Source organism: Reyranella sp., assembly GCF_965279465.1.
GTDB lineage: Bacteria > Pseudomonadota > Alphaproteobacteria > Reyranellales > Reyranellaceae > Reyranella.
Window position 1 is genome coordinate 6584493 of sequence record NZ_OZ257242.1, and the last position, 16919, is coordinate 6601411.

The 16919-nt window shown below is 67.4% G+C and carries 16 protein-coding genes and 1 pseudogene; 12 read left to right on the forward strand and 5 right to left on the reverse strand.

What is annotated here, in order from left to right; genetic code table 11:
• The first annotated feature begins 9 nt into the window (after positions 1 to 9).
• The 5 genes from ACQY8M_RS31950 to ACQY8M_RS31970 are packed head-to-tail and all read left to right on the forward strand — an operon-like array spanning position 10 to position 5352.
• The gene (locus tag ACQY8M_RS31950) at positions 10 to 270 is read left to right on the forward strand and encodes a hypothetical protein (RefSeq protein WP_428664785.1); all 261 of its coding nucleotides are present in this window, start codon (positions 10 to 12) and stop codon (positions 268 to 270) included.
• A complete protein-coding gene (locus ACQY8M_RS31955; RefSeq protein ID WP_428664788.1) occupies positions 270 to 1325 on the forward strand; it encodes an ATP-dependent DNA ligase in 1056 nt (351 codons plus the stop codon). The genes ACQY8M_RS31950 and ACQY8M_RS31955 overlap by 1 nt, the downstream gene beginning before the upstream one ends.
• Before the next feature lie 33 nt (positions 1326 to 1358).
• A complete protein-coding gene (locus ACQY8M_RS31960; RefSeq protein ID WP_428664790.1) occupies positions 1359 to 2645 on the forward strand; it encodes a c-type cytochrome in 1287 nt (428 codons plus the stop codon).
• A complete protein-coding gene (locus ACQY8M_RS31965) occupies positions 2642 to 3136 on the forward strand; it encodes a (2Fe-2S)-binding protein (protein WP_428664793.1) in 495 nt (164 codons plus the stop codon). Before ACQY8M_RS31960 ends, ACQY8M_RS31965 begins: the two co-directional genes overlap by 4 nt.
• Entirely contained in the window at positions 3133 to 5352 is a 2220-nt protein-coding gene (locus tag ACQY8M_RS31970) for a molybdopterin cofactor-binding domain-containing protein (protein WP_428664796.1), read from the forward strand. Before ACQY8M_RS31965 ends, ACQY8M_RS31970 begins: the two co-directional genes overlap by 4 nt.
• Here the strand turns inward: ACQY8M_RS31970 and ACQY8M_RS31975 are convergent.
• Positions 5312 to 5875: a gluconokinase gene (locus ACQY8M_RS31975; RefSeq protein WP_428664798.1), complete on the reverse strand. Its 564-nt coding sequence runs from the start codon at positions 5873 to 5875 to the stop codon at positions 5312 to 5314. The two genes, ACQY8M_RS31970 and ACQY8M_RS31975, sit on opposite strands and share 41 nt — an antisense overlap.
• Between ACQY8M_RS31975 and zwf the strand changes: the two genes are divergently transcribed.
• The 7 genes and pseudogenes from zwf to ACQY8M_RS32010 all read left to right on the forward strand — a co-directional run bounded on the left by zwf (position 5874) and on the right by ACQY8M_RS32010 (position 11393).
• Entirely contained in the window at positions 5874 to 7373 is a 1500-nt protein-coding gene (zwf, locus tag ACQY8M_RS31980; RefSeq protein ID WP_428664801.1) for a glucose-6-phosphate dehydrogenase, read from the forward strand. The genes ACQY8M_RS31975 and zwf overlap by 2 nt on opposite strands.
• Complete coding sequence (locus ACQY8M_RS31985; RefSeq protein ID WP_428664804.1) at positions 7370 to 8170, forward strand: Cof-type HAD-IIB family hydrolase; 801 nt, start codon at positions 7370 to 7372, stop codon at positions 8168 to 8170. The genes zwf and ACQY8M_RS31985 overlap by 4 nt, the downstream gene beginning before the upstream one ends.
• Positions 8167 to 8874, forward strand: a complete 708-nt coding sequence (pgl, locus tag ACQY8M_RS31990) for a 6-phosphogluconolactonase (RefSeq protein ID WP_428664807.1) — start codon at positions 8167 to 8169, stop codon at positions 8872 to 8874. The genes ACQY8M_RS31985 and pgl overlap by 4 nt, the downstream gene beginning before the upstream one ends.
• Positions 8874 to 9545, forward strand: a complete 672-nt coding sequence (gene rpiA, locus ACQY8M_RS31995) for a ribose-5-phosphate isomerase RpiA (protein WP_428664810.1) — start codon at positions 8874 to 8876, stop codon at positions 9543 to 9545. Before pgl ends, rpiA begins: the two co-directional genes overlap by 1 nt.
• Complete coding sequence (locus ACQY8M_RS32000; RefSeq protein ID WP_428664813.1) at positions 9542 to 10270, forward strand: ROK family protein; 729 nt, start codon at positions 9542 to 9544, stop codon at positions 10268 to 10270. Before rpiA ends, ACQY8M_RS32000 begins: the two co-directional genes overlap by 4 nt.
• Positions 10271 to 10456: 186 nt before the next feature.
• Entirely contained in the window at positions 10457 to 10831 is a 375-nt protein-coding gene (locus tag ACQY8M_RS32005) for a hypothetical protein (protein ID WP_428664816.1), read from the forward strand.
• Positions 10749 to 11393, forward strand: a pseudogene (locus ACQY8M_RS32010) (cbb3-type cytochrome c oxidase subunit I). Before ACQY8M_RS32005 ends, ACQY8M_RS32010 begins: the two are co-directional and overlap by 83 nt.
• A 106-nt stretch (positions 11394 to 11499) precedes the next feature.
• Here ACQY8M_RS32010 and ACQY8M_RS32015 read toward each other — a convergent pair.
• From ACQY8M_RS32015 to ACQY8M_RS32030, 4 genes are all read right to left on the reverse strand, one after another.
• Entirely contained in the window at positions 11500 to 13608 is a 2109-nt protein-coding gene (locus tag ACQY8M_RS32015) for a TonB-dependent siderophore receptor (protein WP_428664819.1), read from the reverse strand.
• Between the two features lie 495 nt (positions 13609 to 14103).
• Positions 14104 to 15120 (reverse strand): FecR family protein, encoded by a 1017-nt coding sequence (locus ACQY8M_RS32020; RefSeq protein WP_428664822.1) that lies wholly within the window; start codon positions 15118 to 15120, stop codon positions 14104 to 14106.
• Between the two features lie 59 nt (positions 15121 to 15179).
• Positions 15180 to 15698, reverse strand: a complete 519-nt coding sequence (locus ACQY8M_RS32025) for a sigma-70 family RNA polymerase sigma factor (protein WP_428664825.1) — start codon at positions 15696 to 15698, stop codon at positions 15180 to 15182.
• A gap of 231 nt (positions 15699 to 15929) precedes the next feature.
• On the reverse strand, positions 15930 to 16898 hold the full coding sequence (locus tag ACQY8M_RS32030) for a LysR family transcriptional regulator (RefSeq protein WP_428664828.1): 969 nt from the start codon (positions 16896 to 16898) through the stop codon (positions 15930 to 15932).
• Positions 16899 to 16919: the final 21 nt, after the last annotated feature.

The window sequence follows — 16919 nt, forward strand, 5'->3', positions numbered from 1 at the left end:
TTGCTTGGCATGGAACGGTCCAAGAATCAGTCGGGACGGAAAAGTCCGATCGGCGCCGGCACGGTTGTCACTCTGACGGTGTTGCTGGGCTTGCTCGTGCTCGCCGGCGCCTTTCTCATTGTCGGCTGGGAGACACCCGAAGGTCCGCGCGGCTCCGAAATGTCGGTCGGCGGCTACATCGCGATGGCGCTGGGCACGCTGATCACATTGGCAGTGGGCGGCGGCCTCATGTTCCTGATGTTCTACAGCAATCGCCACGGCCGCGACTGATGTCGCCGAGCGCGATCCTCGCGATGGAAGCGCGCCCGGAGTCCGAGCTGCCGCGCGACAAGGGCTGGCAGTTCGAGCCCAAGTGGGACGGCTTCCGCTGCCTTGCGATCCGCGACGGCGACGCGGTCGAGCTGCTCGGCCGCTCTGGGAAGAGCCTCGCGCGCTACTTTCCCGACATGGTCGCGTCGCTTCGTGCGCTCAAGCCCAAGCGATTCATGCTCGATGGCGAGCTCGCGATTCCGGTCGGCAAGGTCCTCTCCTTCGACGCCCTGCAGCTTCGGCTTCATCCTGCGGCGAGCCGCGTGAACAGGCTCGCCGCGGAGACGCCGTCGATCCTGATCGTGTTCGACCTGCTGCAGACGCCTCGCGGCACCGATCTCGCCGCGCGGCCGCTGAGCGAACGGCGAACGGCACTCGAGGCATTCTTCGCGGCACTCAATGATGCACCCTCGCTGCGCCTGTCGCCCGCGACGGAGAAGCGCGCCGAGGCCGAACGCTGGCTGAAGCGGGCCGGCGGCGGCGAACTGGATGGCGTCATCGCCAAGCGCCTCGACGACCCCTATCGCCCCGGCGAGCGCGCGATGGTGAAGATCAAATGCCTGCGCACCGCCGACTGTGTCGTCGGCGGCTTTCGCTACGCCGCGAACAGCAGGCAGGTCGGCTCGCTGCTGCTTGGCCTGTTCAACGACCAAGGCAAGCTCGACCATGTCGGCTTCACCTCGGGCATCTCTGACGAACAGCGGCCGGCACTGACGCGAAAGGTCGAAGCGCTGAAGGGTGGGCGTGGATTCACAGGCGATGCACCGGGCGGGCCGAGCCGCTGGTCGACCGAACGCAGCGCGAAATGGGAGCCGCTCAAGCTCGAGCTGGTGGCCGAAGTCCGGTATGACCACGTCACAGGCGACCGCTTCCGCCATGGTACGCGCTTCGTCCGCTGGCGACCCGACAAGCGGCCGGACCAGTGCACCCTCGAGCAGCTCCAGCAGGAGGCCCGACCGTCGCACCTGTTCGTGCCACAAAAGGGTCGAATCGTCCGCACACGCGTGGCGTTATAGTCTCCGACGACGAAGGCGGCATGGAGCCTTATCTTGGTTCGAGGCACTCGGCTCGTGGTGGGAGTTGCGCTGGCATCGGCAGCGTTGCTCGCGGTCGCCTTCGCGCTCGCCTGGAATCCCGAAATCAAGGCGATCGCGCGGCCGGCAGCGGACTCTTTCGATCGTGCGCTCGTGGCGGAAGGCGAAGGCCTCGCCAGGCTGGGCAGCTGTGCGGGCTGCCACACCGCCGATCCTGCACGACCGCTGGCCGGTGGCCGTGCCCTTGCCACGCCTTTCGGCGCGGTCTTCGCGACGAACATCACGCCCGATGTAGAGACAGGCATCGGCGCCTGGTCGCGCGAGGCCTTCGGTCGCGCGATGCGGCGCGGTATCGCCCGCAACGGCGAGCACCTTTACGCCGCCTTCCCCTACGACCATTTCACCCATGTGAGCGACGGCGAGCTCGACGCGCTCTATGCTTGGCTGATGACGCGTCGACCCATTGCCGGTCGGGCGCCGGCGACGCATCTCGACGGCGTGTTCGGCTTCCGGCCCCTCGTCGCCGCCTGGAACCTGCTCCATCTGAACGAGGGCCCGCTCCCGGCCGATCCGGCGCAATCGTCGGATTGGAATCGAGGTCGTGCGCTGGCCGAGGGGCTGGCGCATTGCGGCGGCTGCCACACACCGCGCGACAGCCTCGGTGCGGAAGACAAAGCCCGCGCCTACGATGGCGCCCTTACCGACGGCTGGTACGCGCCGCCGCTCAACGGGCGCTCACCCGCCGTGCGCCCATGGACGACCGACAGGCTCAGTGTCTACCTCCGCACAGGCCTCAGCCCCGCTCATGCAGCCGCCGCCGGTCCGATGGGCGAGGTGACGCGCGCATTGTCCGAGGCGCGGGACGAAGATGTGCACGCGATCGCCGTCTACTTCGCGTCCCTCATGTCACAGGCCCCGGCGGCCCGACTGGACCAGGCCGAGCCGATCGATCGGCAGGCGCTCGCGGCACAGACGTATCCCGAGGCGGCGACGCTGTTCGCCGGCGCCTGCGCGGTCTGCCACGAGCCCGGCGCACCTATGATGCAGCAAGGCCGGCCGCCGCTCGCCTGGGGTACGCCGCTGCAGGCGGACAACGCGCACAATGCCGTGCGCACCATCATGGAGGGCCTCACCTCGCCGGCCGGCCTGATCTGGCCGACGATGCCGTCCTTCGCCGACCTGCTCGACGACCACCAGCTTCGCGAGCTCACAGCCTATTTGCGGACCCGCTTCACCGACAAGCCGCCGTGGCCTGACATCGGCGACGCCGTCCTGCAGGCGCGGCAAGGAGAGGCGAGGTGATCGCCCTCACCGTCAACGGCCAGACGCACCAGGTCGATGTCGATCCCGACACGCCGCTGCTCTACGTGCTGCGCAACGAGCTGGCGCTCAACGGCGCCAAGTTCGGCTGCGGACTCGGCCAATGCGGCGCCTGCACGGTGCTGCTCGACGGCAAGCCCGTGTTCTCCTGCCTCGTCCCGGTCGCCGCGCTCGGCAAGCGCAAGGTGCGCACGCTCGAAGGGCTGGCGTCGCCCGACGGTGCGCCCGGCACGTTGTCGATCGCCTTCGAGGCCGAACAGGCGGCGCAATGCGGTTACTGCATCGCCGGCATGATCGTGCGCGCCCAGGCGCTGCTGGAGCGCAACAACCGCCCCACAGAAGAAGAGGTGCGCGCCCATCTTGCCCCCAATCTCTGCCGCTGCGGCACCCACATGCGCATCCTGCGCGCGGTGCGCCGGGCAGCCGAGATGATGGGCGGCGGCGTGCGCGACGTCGCAGAGCAAAAGCCGTGAGCGGGCTGGGCCGCCGCGCCCTGCTGGCGAACAGCGCGCTTGTCGTCGCCTTCGCCTTGTCGCGCGGCGCTGGCGCCCAGGATTCGGACAGCCCCGCGCTACCCGTCGACCTCGCCAGGTCGCCGTTGCTCGATTCCTGGATCGGTGTCGACGCCGACGGGCAGGTCACCGTCTTCACCGGCAAAGCCGAGCTCGGCCAGGGCCTCAAGACGGCACTGATCCAGATTGCCGCGCATGAGCTGGCCGTCCTGCCGTCGGCGGTCGACATCGTCACTGCCGACACCGCGCGCACGCCCGACGAGGGCGTGACGGCGGGCAGCCACTCCCTGCAGGACAGCGGCACCGCAATCCTGAACGCCGCCGCCAACGTGCGCGTTCTGCTGGCGGAAGCGGCAGCCTGGCGCTTCGCGATCGCGGCGGACCAGATCGACTTGCGCGAGGGCGCCGCCCACGCCCCGGATGGGCGGACCGTCGGTTACGGCGAGCTGGTCTCGGGACTGTCCCTTCATGTGATCGCCAAACCGAACATGCCGCGCCGCGCGGGCGGCGCTAAGGTCATCGGCGAGAACCTGGCGCGAATCGACATTCCCGCCAAGGTCAGCGGCGGCGAGGCCTATCTGCAGGACATGCGCCTGCCTGGCATGCTGCATGCCCGAGTCGTGCGCGGGCCGAGCGACGGCACGCGGCTCAAGCCGGCGGATATGGAAGCCGTCGCCAGGATGCCCGGCGTCGTGCAGGTCGTACGCCACGGGCATTTCACGGCCATCGTGACCGACGACGAATGGCGCGCGGTGAAGGCGCTGCATCGCCTGCAGGCGGCGGGCTGGGAGCGAGTCGGGGAGCCTCTGCCGGCAAAGGACATGCGCGCGGTGATGCGCGACCTGCCGGCCCAGGAAGTGCCGATCTTCGACTATCCCGGTCCGCCTGCGCCGGCCGACTCGCACACATTGCGCGCACGCTACAGCCGGCCCAGCCTGATGCACGGCTCGATCGGGCCGTCCTGCGCCGTGGCGCTGTGGGAAGACGACAGCGTGACCGTGTGGACCCACAGCCAGGGCGTCTATCCGCTGCGCAAGGCGCTCGCCGAGCTGCTCGGCCTCCCGCTCGAAAGGGTGCGCTGCGTCCATGTCGAGGGCGCAGGCTGCTACGGCCATAACGGGGCCGACGATGTCGCCGCCGATGCAGCGCTGGCCGCCCGCGCCGTACCCGGCCAGCCGGTGCGCCTGCAATGGATGCGCGAGCAGGAGCATGGCTGGGAGCCGCTGGGCCCGGCGATGATCGTCGAGCTGTCGGCGTCGCTCGGCGCCGACAGCCGCATCGTCGGCTGGCAACACGATGTCTGGAGCAACACCCACAGCACCCGCCCGACCACCGCCGGCGGCCTGCTGGCGGGCACCGAGGTCGATCCGCCGTTCACGCCGCCGAAGCCGCGGCCGATCCCGATGCCGGAAGGCGGCGCGGCGCGCAACGGCAACCCGATCTACGCCCTGCCGAATGCACGCGGCACCTTGCATTTCGTCGAACGGATGCCCGTACGCGTATCGGCGCTGCGCGGACTGGGCGCCCAAACGAACGTGTTCGCGATCGAATCCTTCATGGACGAACTGGCCGAGGCCGCAGGCGTCGATCCGGTGGCGTTCCGCCTCGCTCACCTGCAGGACGAGCGCGCGGTCGATGTCGTGAAGAGGGCGGCCGACCGTTTCGATTGGGCAGCTCGAGGTCGCGGCACAGGCTTTGCCTTCGCCCGCTACAAGAACCTCGCTAGCTATTGTGCCGTGGCGATGGAAGTGCGCGTGGACCGCGATACGGGCGCGATCCTCGTGCCGCGCGTGGTCGCTGCGGTCGACAGCGGCGAAGCGGTCAGCCCGGACGGCATTCGCAACCAGATCGAGGGCGGCATCGTGCAGTCGCTGAGCTGGACGACGCGCGAGGCGGTTACGTTCGACGCGACCCACCGCACCAGCTTCGACTGGAGCGCCTATCCAATCCTGCGCTTCCCCGCGGTTCCCGGCCGGATCGAAGTGCACGTCATCGACCGGCCGAATCAGCCCTTCCTCGGCGTCGGCGAGGCCGCCCAGGGCCCCGCGGCGGCGGCCCTCGCCAATGCCGTCGCCCATGCACTAGGCGTCCGCCTGCGCGACATGCCGCTGTCGCCGGAGCGGATCAGGTCCGCGCTCAGGCCGGCGCGCGCGGCACCACGCCAAGCTGCCGGATGATCTCCGCCACGATCTCCGCCGGACTGCCGGCGACATCGACGACGACGGGCCGCTCATCAGCGCCGGGCTCCTGCAGGGTCGCGAACTGGCTGTCGAGCAGGCCGAGCGGCATGAAATGCTCGTGCCGCGCCGCCATCCGCTGATGGATCAGCTCGCGCGATCCCCTGAGATAGACCAGCCGAACGTCGGGCCGGTCGCCGATAAGGATATTGCGATAGGTGCGCTTCAGCGCCGAGCAGGTGACGACACCCGCCTCACCCCGCACGCGCCATTCGTCGATCCGGCGCGCGATGGAGTGCAGCCAGGGCAGGCGGTCGGCGTCGGTGAGCGGCGTGCCGCTCCTCATCTTCTCGACATTGGTCTTCGGGTGCATTTCGTCGCCTTCGAGGAGTCCGACGCCGAGCGCGCCCGCCAGACACTTGGCGACGGTGGTCTTGCCTGAGCCCGAGACGCCCATGACGACAAGGATCGTATTGAAGCCCATGATGCGTGGGTAGCGTAAAACGAGGTGGAACGACAGCATGGCCGAGACAGAGACTGCCCCCTCCTGCACGCTCGTGATCTTCGGCGCGACGGGCGACCTCACCCGTCGCCTGCTGATGCCGGCCCTGCGCAACCTTCGGCGCGACAAATTGCTGCCGGAGGATTTCGCGATCGTCGGCATCGCGTCGCGCGCGCTGGGCGACAATGGGTTTCGCGATCACCTGCGCAAAGGCATGGAGCAGTTCAAGGGAGGCACCGGCCCTGCCGACATCGACTGGTTCCTCGAACGCAGCCGCTACCTTTCGGGGAAGTTCGAAGCACCGGAAACCTATCGGGCGCTCGCCGGGCTTCTCCCTGCGGACCGCAACGTGATGTTCTATCTCGCTACGCCGCCTTCGGAGTTCGCGGTGATCGCCGGCCAGCTCGGCAGGGCCGGCCTTCTGACGGAAGGCGCCGGCGCGTGGCGGCGCCTCATCATCGAAAAGCCGTTCGGCCATGACCTGCCGTCCGCCGTGGCGCTCAACAAGGAGATCCTGAGCGTGGCGCGGGAGGAGCAGGTCTTCCGCATCGACCATTATCTCGGCAAGGAGACGGTGCAGAACATCCTGGTCTTCCGCTTCGCCAACGGCTTCGTCGAGCCGCTGTGGAACCGCGACCATATCGATCATGTGCAGATCACGGTTGCCGAGACCGTGGGCGTCGAGCAGCGCGGCAAGTTCTACGACACCACCGGAGCGCTGCGCGACATGGTGCCCAATCACCTGTTCCAGCTCCTCACCCTGATCGCGATGGAGCCGCCGAGCTGCTTCGCGGCCGATGCCATGCGCAGCGAGAAGGCCAAGGTGCTGGACGCCGCTCGCAGCTTCGGCGCCAAGGACGCCCATCGCAACGTCGTGCGGGCGCAATACGGCGCGGGCAACATCGGCGGCGAGACAGTGGTGCCCTATCGCCAGGCACCGGACGTGCCGCACAATTCGACCACCGAAACCTACGTCGCCATGAAGCTCGGCATAGACAACTGGCGTTGGGTCGGCGTTCCCTTCTACCTCCGCACCGGCAAGGCGCTGGCTCGGCGGCGCACCGAGATCACCATCCAGTTCAAGCAGGCCCCGCTCGCCCTGTTCCGGGACACGCCGGTCGAGCGCCTGCCGTTCAACGACCTCACGCTGCACATCCAGCCCGATGAGGGCGTGACCCTGGGCTTCGGCGTGAAGATTCCCGGCCCGACGGTCCGGATCGACGGCGTCGACATGAAGTTCCGCTACGAGGATGCGTTCCAGGCCATGCCCAGCACCGGTTACGAGACGCTGATCTACGACTGCATGATCGGCGATGCCTCGCTGTTCCAGCGCGCCGACACGATCGAGGCCGGCTGGCGGGTGATGCAACCCGTGCTCGATGCCTGGAAGCAGGAGGCTGCGCCCGAGCTGCCGGTCTACCGGGCCGGCAGTGCCGGGCCGGAAGAAGCCGACGCGTTGCTGGGCAGCGACGGCCGGCGCTGGCGCCCGATCGCCGGAAATGGCAATGGCGGAGCATGAGGATCTCCGCCCTGATCTCGGACGTCGACGGCACCTTGATGACTCATGACAAAGTGCTGACGCCGCGCACCTGCGAAGCCGTGGCGGCCCTGCAGGCACGCGGCATCGGCTTCGCGGCGATCAGCGGCCGCCCGCCGCGCGGGATGCGCATGCTGGTCGAGCCTCTCGCCCTCACCAATCCGATCGGCGGCTTCAACGGCGGGCAGATCACCAATCCCGACCTGTCGCCGCTCGAGGAGCATGCGCTGGCACCGGAGACCGCGCATCGCGCGTGCGACATGCTGCGCGGCTACGGGCTCGACGTCTGGGTGTTCAGCGGGCAGGATTGGCTGCTGACCAATCCCGACGACAGCCATGTCGCCGGCGAGATCCGCACCGTCCGCTACCAGCCCCTGGTGGTGCGGGATTTCGACGGCGTGCTCGAGAGCGCCTTCAAGATCGTCGGCGTCAGCGACGATCATGATTATCTGGCACGCTGCGAGGCCGAGATGCAGGCGGCACTCGGCGAAGCGGCGTCGGCCTCGCGCTCGCAGTCCTATTATCTCGACATCACCCATCCCCAGGCCAACAAGGCCGTGGGTGTGCAACGCCTCGCCGCGCTGATGGGCGTGCCGATGGGCGAGGTCGCGGTGATCGGCGACGGCCACAACGATCTCGGCATGTTCGCGCAAAGCGGCCTGAGCATCGCCATGGGCAATGCGCCGGCCGAGGTTAAGAACAAGGCAAGATTCGTCACCGGCTCCAATGATCAGGACGGGCTTGCCGAAGCCATCCAAAAGTACATCCTCGACGCATGACCCAACCGCTCCTCGAAGTCCTCGCCGACGCCGACGCGCTTGCCCGGCGCGCGGCCGATCTCATGTCCGCCGCGGCGCACGCGAAGAATGGCGCATTCTCCGTCGCGTTGTCGGGCGGATCGACGCCGAAGCGTCTCTACCAGCTTCTCGCCACGCTCCCGTTCCCCTGGGCACGGACGCACTGGTTCTGGGGTGACGAGCGCTTCGTGCCGCCCGACGATCCGGCGAGCAACTACCGGATGACGCGCGAGGCGCTGCTGTCGCACGTTTCGGTGCCCGCGGATCAGATCCATCCGGTTCCCACCGTCGGTCTGACGCCCGAGACCGCCGCAGCGCAGTACGAAGCGAGCCTCAAGACCTTCCACGGTGCCGGGCAACTGACGCCAGAGCGGCCGTTATTCGACATCGTCCTGCTGGGCCTCGGTACCGATGGACATACGGCGTCGCTGTTTCCCGGCAAGCCGATGCTCGACGAACGGCGCCGCTGGGTCGGAGCCACAGACGATCCGAACGGCGCGCCGCGCATCACCGTCACCTACCCTGGCCTGGAGAGCAGCCGCGAAACCATCTTCCTGGTCGCGGGCGCCGACAAGAAGGACCGGCTGCGCGAGGTTCTCGCCGGCGACAAGCGCCTGCCTGCCGCGCGGCTGCAGCCGCACGGCACGCTTCGTATCCTCGCCGATCACGCGGCGGCAGGCGACTGATGGATCGCGAGGCGCTGAAGCGCGCCGCGGCGGCCCGCGCAATCGAGGAGATCGCGGACGGCATGGTCGTAGGCCTTGGCAGCGGCTCGACGGCCGAGATCGCCGTCGAGCTGCTGGCCGCGCGCCGTCTGCAAGTCGTCTGCGTGCCGACCTCGGAGCGCACGGCGCAGCTCGCGCGCAATCTCGGGCTGGCGCTTGCAACCCTCGACGAGCATCCTCAACTCGATCTCGTGATCGACGGCGCCGACCAGGTCGAGCGCGGCACGCTCAATCTCGTCAAGGGATTGGGCGGCGCCCTGCTGCGCGAGAAGATCGTGGCCAGCGCCGCCCGCCGGATGATCGTGATGGTCGACGACAGCAAGCTGGTCGACCGGTTGGGCGGCGGTACACCGCTGCCTGTCGAGATCGTGGCCTATGGCTGGCGCTCGACGCTCGGCCGGCTCGAACGCTCTGGGTTGCAGCCGACGTTGCGCGGTGGCATCGAGCGACCGTTCGTCACCGATGGCGGCAACCGCATCGCCGATTGCTCGATCGCTGCAATAGAAGATCCGGCCGGACTCGAGAGCGAACTTTCCGGTCTCGTCGGCGTCATAGAAACCGGACTGTTCATCGGCCTCGCCTCGCGTGTCATCGTGGCGGGCGCCCGCGGCGTGGAGGTGATCGAACGATGAGCGACGCCGGCTCTGGCCCATGCACCCTGGCCATCGATATCGGCGGAACCGGCCTGAAGGCCGCGGTGCTCGATCCGGAAGGCCGGATGGTCGTGAAGCGCGTGCGGGTACCAACACCCTCGCCCTCGACGCCGTCCACCGTGCTCGACACGCTCGCCGGTTTGATCAAGCCGTTGCCGCCCTTTGACCGGATCTCGATCGGCTTTCCGGGCGTGGTGCGACGCGGCACGGTCATCACCGCGCCGAACCTCGGGACGAAAGCCTGGCGCGGCTTCCCCCTGCAGGATGAAATATCCAAGCTGTTCGGCAAGCCGGCGCGGCTGGAGAACGACGCCGAGGTCGCTGGTCTCGGCGTGATCGACGGCAAGGGGCTCGAAGTGGTGATCACCCTCGGCACCGGCTTCGGTAGCGCGATCTTCAGCGACGGCCGCATGACACCGCATCTCGAACTCGCCCACCATCCTGTACGCAGGTCCGAGACCTACGACGAATATGTCGGCGACGCCGCGCTGAAGGCGGTCGGCCGCAAGAAGTGGAACCGGCGCGTGCTGCGGATCATCGTCATCCTGCGCGCATTGCTGAATTACGACACGCTCCATATCGGCGGCGGCAACGCAGCAAACATCACCTTCAAGCTGCCGAAGAACGTCATCCTCGCGTCGAACGACAAGGGCATCACCGGCGGAATCAGGCTCTGGGACGACGGCGTCTGGCATCCGCGGTGACGGAGGATCAAGCAATCGGTGATGCAATCATGCTTGCGGTCTGGAAGAGCATGACTTCCACCCCTACCCCGGAAGTAGGTCGCCGACCAAGAAACACAAGCGTCCGGTCACGGTGAAGGCTAGGCTGCACTAGAGCCTCGAGCAGAGATGCAAACTCTCCCGCTGAGCATCGTGGGGGAGACCTGGGTGCAAACTCTTTGGCAAAGCGGCGTGGCGCATCCCCAGGATCCGGTCGGTGCCGCCGAGCGGCTGATCCTGTTGAACGTCACGGCGATCATGCTGACGATCGTCGTGCCCGTGATCGTGCTGACGCTCGGCATCGCGTGGTGGTTCCGTGCCGGCAACAGCAGGGTAGGCTATCTCCCCGTTTGGGAATATTCCGGCCCGGTGGAACTCGTCGTGTGGTCGATCCCCGCCCTGGTCGTGATGTTCCTGGGCGGCATCGCGTGGGTCAGCGCGCACGTTCGGCTACCGCTCGATGGTGGCGGCGACGCTCGGCATCTGCGTGCTCTCCTTCATGGTCTGGCCGCACCGTTTCTTCACCATGGGCAGCGGCGCTGACGTGAACGCCTTCTTCGGCGTCATGACCATGATCATCGCCGCGCCGACCAGCGTGAAGGTCTTGAATCGGCTGTTCGCGCTCTATGGCGGGCGGGTTCGCTTCAGCTCGCCGCTGCTGTGGACGCTGGGTTTCATGTGCACCTGCGTGATAGGCGGCATGATCGGCGTTCTGCGGTCGATCCCGCCGGCCGACTTCGTGCTGCACCAGCCTGTTCCTGGTGGCGTACTTCCATAGCGTCATCATCCGCGGCGTGCTGTTTGGCGCCTTCGCGGCTTCATCTACTGGTTCCCCAAGGCGTTCGGCTTCATCCTCGACGAGCGCCTCGGCAAGGCCGCGTTCTGGTGCTGGCTGGTCGGCTTCTATCTCGCCTTCATGCCGCTCTACGCGCTCGGCCTGATGGGTGCCACGCGCCGAATGCAGCACTACCACGAGACCGGCTGGCAGCCGCCGATTCCGGTGGCGATGGTGGGCGCGCTGGTGATCCTGGCCGGAATCGTGCCCATCGGCCCGCAGCTCTATGTCATGGTGCCGATGGGCAAGCTGGTGAAGATGGAGCGCTGATCATGCTCCTCCCGGTGCGCAACGCAGGGAGGAACTTGCAGTAATGATCCTCAGATCGAAGGCTCGTCCACCTGTGCACGAAGGACCACCAGCGCAGCGCGCGGGCTTACCACTTGTATTTCAGGCTCGCGTAGACGTTGCGCCCGAGGCCGTAGGAGCAGAAGTTGGCGTTGGCGCACGAGGCGACGTACTGAGTGTCGAACAGGTTCGTGGCGTTCAACTGGAGCGAGGCGCCCTGCAGCTTCGGCATGACGGCGCCGAGGTCATAGCTCACGACGGCGTCGTACAGGGTGAAGCCCGGCACGATGAAGGAGTTGACAGTGTCGCCGGGCTGGGGCCCGATATAGCGCACGCCGCCGCCCACCATGAGGCCCGTGGCCGAGCCGGTCGTGAACCTGTAGGTGCTCCACATCGAGGCCATGTTCTGCGGCACGCCGTTGACCGGCTGGCCCTGCATCCGGATCGGCGTGCCCCAGATGTTGGCCGCCAACGCGTTCGACTTGGTCGTCAGCGCGTCGGTGTAGGTGTAGGAGCCGATCAGGTCGATATTGTCGGTCAGGCTCGCCCGCGCCTCGAACTCGATGCCGCGCGAGCGGATCTCGCCGGTCTGCACCGAGAAGCCCGGATGCTGTGGATCGGTGGTCAGCACGTTCTGCTGCGTCAGGTTGTAGGCCGACAGGGTGAAGAAGCCGTTGAAGCCGGTCGGCTGGTATTTGACGCCGATCTCGAACTGCTGCCCGGTGGTCGGCGAAAACGGGTTGCCGGAGAAGTCGAGGCCGGCGGTCGGCGAGAACGATGTCGTGTAGCTGGCGTACGGCGCGATGCCGTTGTCGAACAGGTAGACCAAGCCCGCGCGCCAGGTGAAGGCCTGGTCGTACTTCGAGGTGCCGGTCAAGGTCATGTAGTTGTCCGATGAGCTCGACACCCAGTCCTGCCGCCCGCCGAGGACCAGCGAGAAGCCGCCGAGCTTGATGATGTCCTGGGCATAGAGCGCGATCTGATCCTGCCTCTGCCGCGCGTTGGTGTAGCTCGACGTGGGATTGAAGACGGGGTTGGCGATCGGGAGATAGTAGTTCGGGGCGAACAGGTTGATCGCCGGCGTCGCGAAGTTGATGGCCGAGGTCTGCCGGTTGGTGTTCCACTGATAGTCGAGCCCCAGCAGGAAGCTGTGGCCGAGCGCACCGGTCGCGAACTTCGCCGTCAGCTGGTTGTCGACGGTGATGGTGTTCAGGCTCTCGACGTCATTGAAGGCGTATCGGTTGAGGAATTTCTGATTGGCCTGCAGGCCGGAGGCATAGAGGCTGTTGTCCGCCGCGAACAGATTCTGGTAGCGGAAGTTCTGCCGGAACGCGAAGACCCGATCGAAGCGGTGCTCGAAGCTGTAGCCGACCGACGCGACCATGCGGGTGTAGTCGTTCAGGTTGGGATCGCCGACATAGAAGTACGAAGGGATCTGGCCGTTGGGGTTGAACAGGACGCTGCCCCGAGCGGGAACGAAGCCGTTGAACGCGGGGCCGCTGTCCCTCTGGAACTGGCCAAGGATCGTGAACGAGGTGGCGGCGTCGGGTTTCCAGGTGAAGGCCGGCGCGATCGCGAACCGGCGGCTGTTCGAGAACTCGACCTGCGAGCCTGCATACTTGGCGAGGCCGGTGATGCGGTAGAGGAGCTTGCCGTCGCCGTCCGCCCGGCCGCCGACATCGAAGGCCGCCGAGTAGAGATCGTAGGTGCCGGCCTGCAGCATCACCTCGTGCACGGCCGTGTCGGTCGGCCGCTTGCTGGTGAGGGCAACGATGCCGCCCGGCGTGCCCTGCCCGTACAACACCGACGACGGGCCGCGCAGCACCTCGATGCGGTCGAGCAGATAAGGGTCGATCTGCGTATAGCCGAAATTGCCGATGATCAGCTTCAGGCCATCGAGGTACTGATCGGGCGTGAAGCCGCGCAGCAGCATGTTGGTGTCGCTGAGCCCGTTGAGCGGGCGGGGATCCGAGACGATGCCCGGCGTGTAGCGCAAGGCCTGGCGGGTGCTCTGGACCGCCTGGTCGTCCATCTGCTGCCGCGTGACGACCGAGATCGATTGCGGCGTTTCGAGGATCGCCTGATCGGTCTTCGATCCGGTCACGCTTCGGGTGGCGACGTAGCGGACGCCGGGCCCGTCGGGACGCTGGGCGCTGGGCGCTGTCGGCGCTTTCCACCCGGACGGGATCGAGCGCAACCACGCCGCCGCTCGATGGTGCCGCGAACCGCTCGATCGCCACCATCGAACCGTTTATACGGTAGGTCAGGCCGGTTCCCGCCAGCAGCACCGCCAGGGCCCGGTTGCGGTCCATCTGGCCGCTGACACCGGCGGTACGGGCGTCGCGGATCACGCTGGTGTCCGCAGAGACCTGCAGGCCGGCCTGCCGGCCGAACTGGATCAGCGCCTCCGACAGCGGCTGCGCCGGGATATTGAAGGTGTAGACGGCCGGCTGGGCGCTATCCTGCGCAGCGGCCGGCAGCCCAACGACCGCCGCCGCCAGGAAGGCGGCCACCATCACAGCTGTCAGAGGCCTCCCTCGCCCTTCGAACCACCGATACCCGGACTTCGCCATTGCCCAATCTCCCCGCAGCAAGCCTCGACTCGGGCGTCTGCGAATGCGTCGCAAATGCGCCCTTGCTCAGGACGAGTGGGCGCGCGGCTTTTCCAATCGTTCGGGAAGATTTTGCGTTGCTAGTGGGGCGTGACGATCAGCAGCCACGGCGACAGCTGCCGGACGGTCGCGTCGTGCGAAGCAGCGAGGGCCGTCAGCGTCGCCCGGGGATGGCGCAGGTCGTAGATGCCGGTCACCCGCGTGGCGGCGAAGGTCGGCGCCCCGACCAGGATTCGGCCGCCATAGTAGCGGCGCAGGGCATCGACGATTTCCGTCATCGGCCGGTCGCGCGCGACCAGCTCGCCCTCCAGCCAGTCGCCGATCTCCTCGACGTTGCGTTCACCGCGCACGGTTCCGCCTGCCCCGATGGTCACCCATTGCCCGGCGACGAGCTGCTCGGACCGCGCCGGCTCTCCGCCATCGACCTGGACCCGGCCGCGCCGCACGGCGACGCCGACATCTTGTGTGTCGAGCCGCACCTCGAAGGCGGTGCCGAGCACGGTCGTCATCACACCGTTGGCGGCGACACGAAAGGGTCGCGCACTGTCGGGCACGACCTCGAAGAAGGCCTCGCCCTTGATCAGCCGCACCGTGCGGGCAGTCCCGCTGAAATCCACGGCGAGGGCACTCTCCGGACCGAGGCGGACTTGCGTGCCGTCGTCGAGCATCACCGCGCGCGTTTCCGCGGTCGCCGTCAGATGATCCGCTTGCAGATGAATCAGGAAAGTGGGCGCCGCGAGCAGCACCAGCGCGGCCACCAGCATTGCCACGCCCGCCAATGCCAGCCGACGTCCGCGCCATGGCCGCGCCGCGGGCCGTGCAATCGGTCCCCCGGAAGCCGCGGCGCGTCGTACCGTGGACGCCTTCGGCCATTGATCGTGGGTTTGCGGCGCCAGCTTGCCGGCCAGCCTGTGCGCCTGCTCGGTACGCGCCCACACTTCGGCGTGCAGCGGATTTGCCGTCCGCCACGCCTCGAAACCGGCGGCAAGCTCACGATCGTCCGGCGACTCTGCGAGCAGCACCAGCCAGGTGGCGGCCTCTGTGCCGGCCCGATCGCGCTCCGCGTCGGATGCCCTGGTGGTGTCGTATGCAGTCACGCGTTCCTGGCCGCCGCGATGGTCATCTTCATTAGACGAATCAGCCGAGGATTTTTCAATCACGGCTCGGACGAGGATGACAGGCGGCCCTGGCAGTGCTTCACCGCCTCGACGACGAGGAGCTGCGCCATCGAGACCGAGATGCCGAGATGCTCGGCGATCTGGCGCAGCTTGAAGCCGCCCAGCCGGTGCATCTCGAAGGCGATGCGCGTGCGTTCCGGAAGGTCGGCGATCGCCACCATGACGCGCCCCAGCTCCTGGCGGGCGATCGATTCGGCTTCCGGTGACGGCTTCTCCTCCGGGATCTCCCCCGCCTGCTCGACGCCGCGCCTGACGTGCCGCGACTCGAGGCTGAGCCGCCGCATGCCGTCGAACGACAGGTTGTGCACGATGCGATAGAGGTAGCTGACCGGTTCGTCGTACAGCCGGCGCGCCGCGGCGTCGGCAAAGCGCAGGTAGGCTTCCTGCACCACTTCCTCCGCCTGGGCGCGGTCGCCGATGATGCCATTGGCATAGTTCAGCAGTGCTCCGCGATGAGCCAGGTACAGGCCAAGCACGGTTTTCGACGGCAGACTCACGTTAGGCCCTTTGATTGCGAATGACTCGCATTTCCAACTCTATCGGAGTCGGATGATGATGGGCAAGCGATCCCTGTATCGGCGATCCGGCCTCGATCAGCTGGCGTCGTTGTCGAGGATCAGGTGCAGGTCGAGCTTTGCCTCGCGGTCGCGCTGCGGCCGGGTCACCTCGACCAGGTGCTGAACCGTCGCCGGCGGCCGTACCGGGCGGGCGCGTCCTGTCGAACAGTTTCAGGCAAGCTGCCTTGCCGCCCGCGTGAGCAGATCGCGGAACCAGACGCGGCCGCGTCGGCTGTCCGCAGCGAGGCTCCAATAGGCATCAATGAAGAGGTGCCGGCGCGGGTAGTCGATCTCGACGATGCGTAGACGTTCCGTGCGCGCCAGTTCGCGCGCCACCTTGCGCGGCACCAGCGCGATGGACTCGGAGCGCGCGACCACGGCGCCCAGCACGAGGAAGTTGTGCACGGTGCAGACCGGTGCGACCTCCAGCGGTGAGGTTGGCTGGAGCTGGGCATGGACGTCCGGCGGCACGCGCGGCCCGCGTCGGAAGGCGACGTAGCGCGATGCCTGGAACTGCGCCGGGGTGAGCCGTGCCGGCAACGCCTCGTTGGCAGCGGAGGCGATGCAAACCATCTCGTCGCGCCACAACGGCAAGGAGCCGAGTCGCTTGCCCAGCGCTTGGCCGCGCGCTCGCGGCCCGACCATGAAATCGACCTTCGCCAGGTCCTCGAGATTGCCGATGTCGACAAGGGTGAAGTCGAGAACGACGTGCGGCGCCTCGCGCGCGCAGATCTCGGTCAGGATGGGGGCCAGCAGCCGCGTAACGTAGTCGGCCGTGCTGATCTGGATATGGACAGTCTCGGTCGCCGGATCGAACGGGCCTGCCGGCGTCAGCACCCGGTCGAGATCGCCAAGCGTCCGCCGCAGCGGTTCCACCAGGGCCTGCGCGCGCTCTGTCAACAGCGCCTCGCGACCGTTCGGCACCAGAAGCTGGTCGTCGAAGACAGCACGCAGATGCCGCAAGGCGCGACTGATCGCCGGTTGGGTCATGTTGAAGCTCTCGGCGGTGCGCGTGACGCTGCGCGTGCGCAACAGTTCGTGCAGCACCGGCAGCAGGTCGAGGTTGGCCATGCGCAGGCGCGCGGCCAGTTCGATCTCGCCGGCGGCCGGGAGCTCATAAGCGTTGGTTATGCGGCCCATGTCCGCTTTCATTGTTCCGGT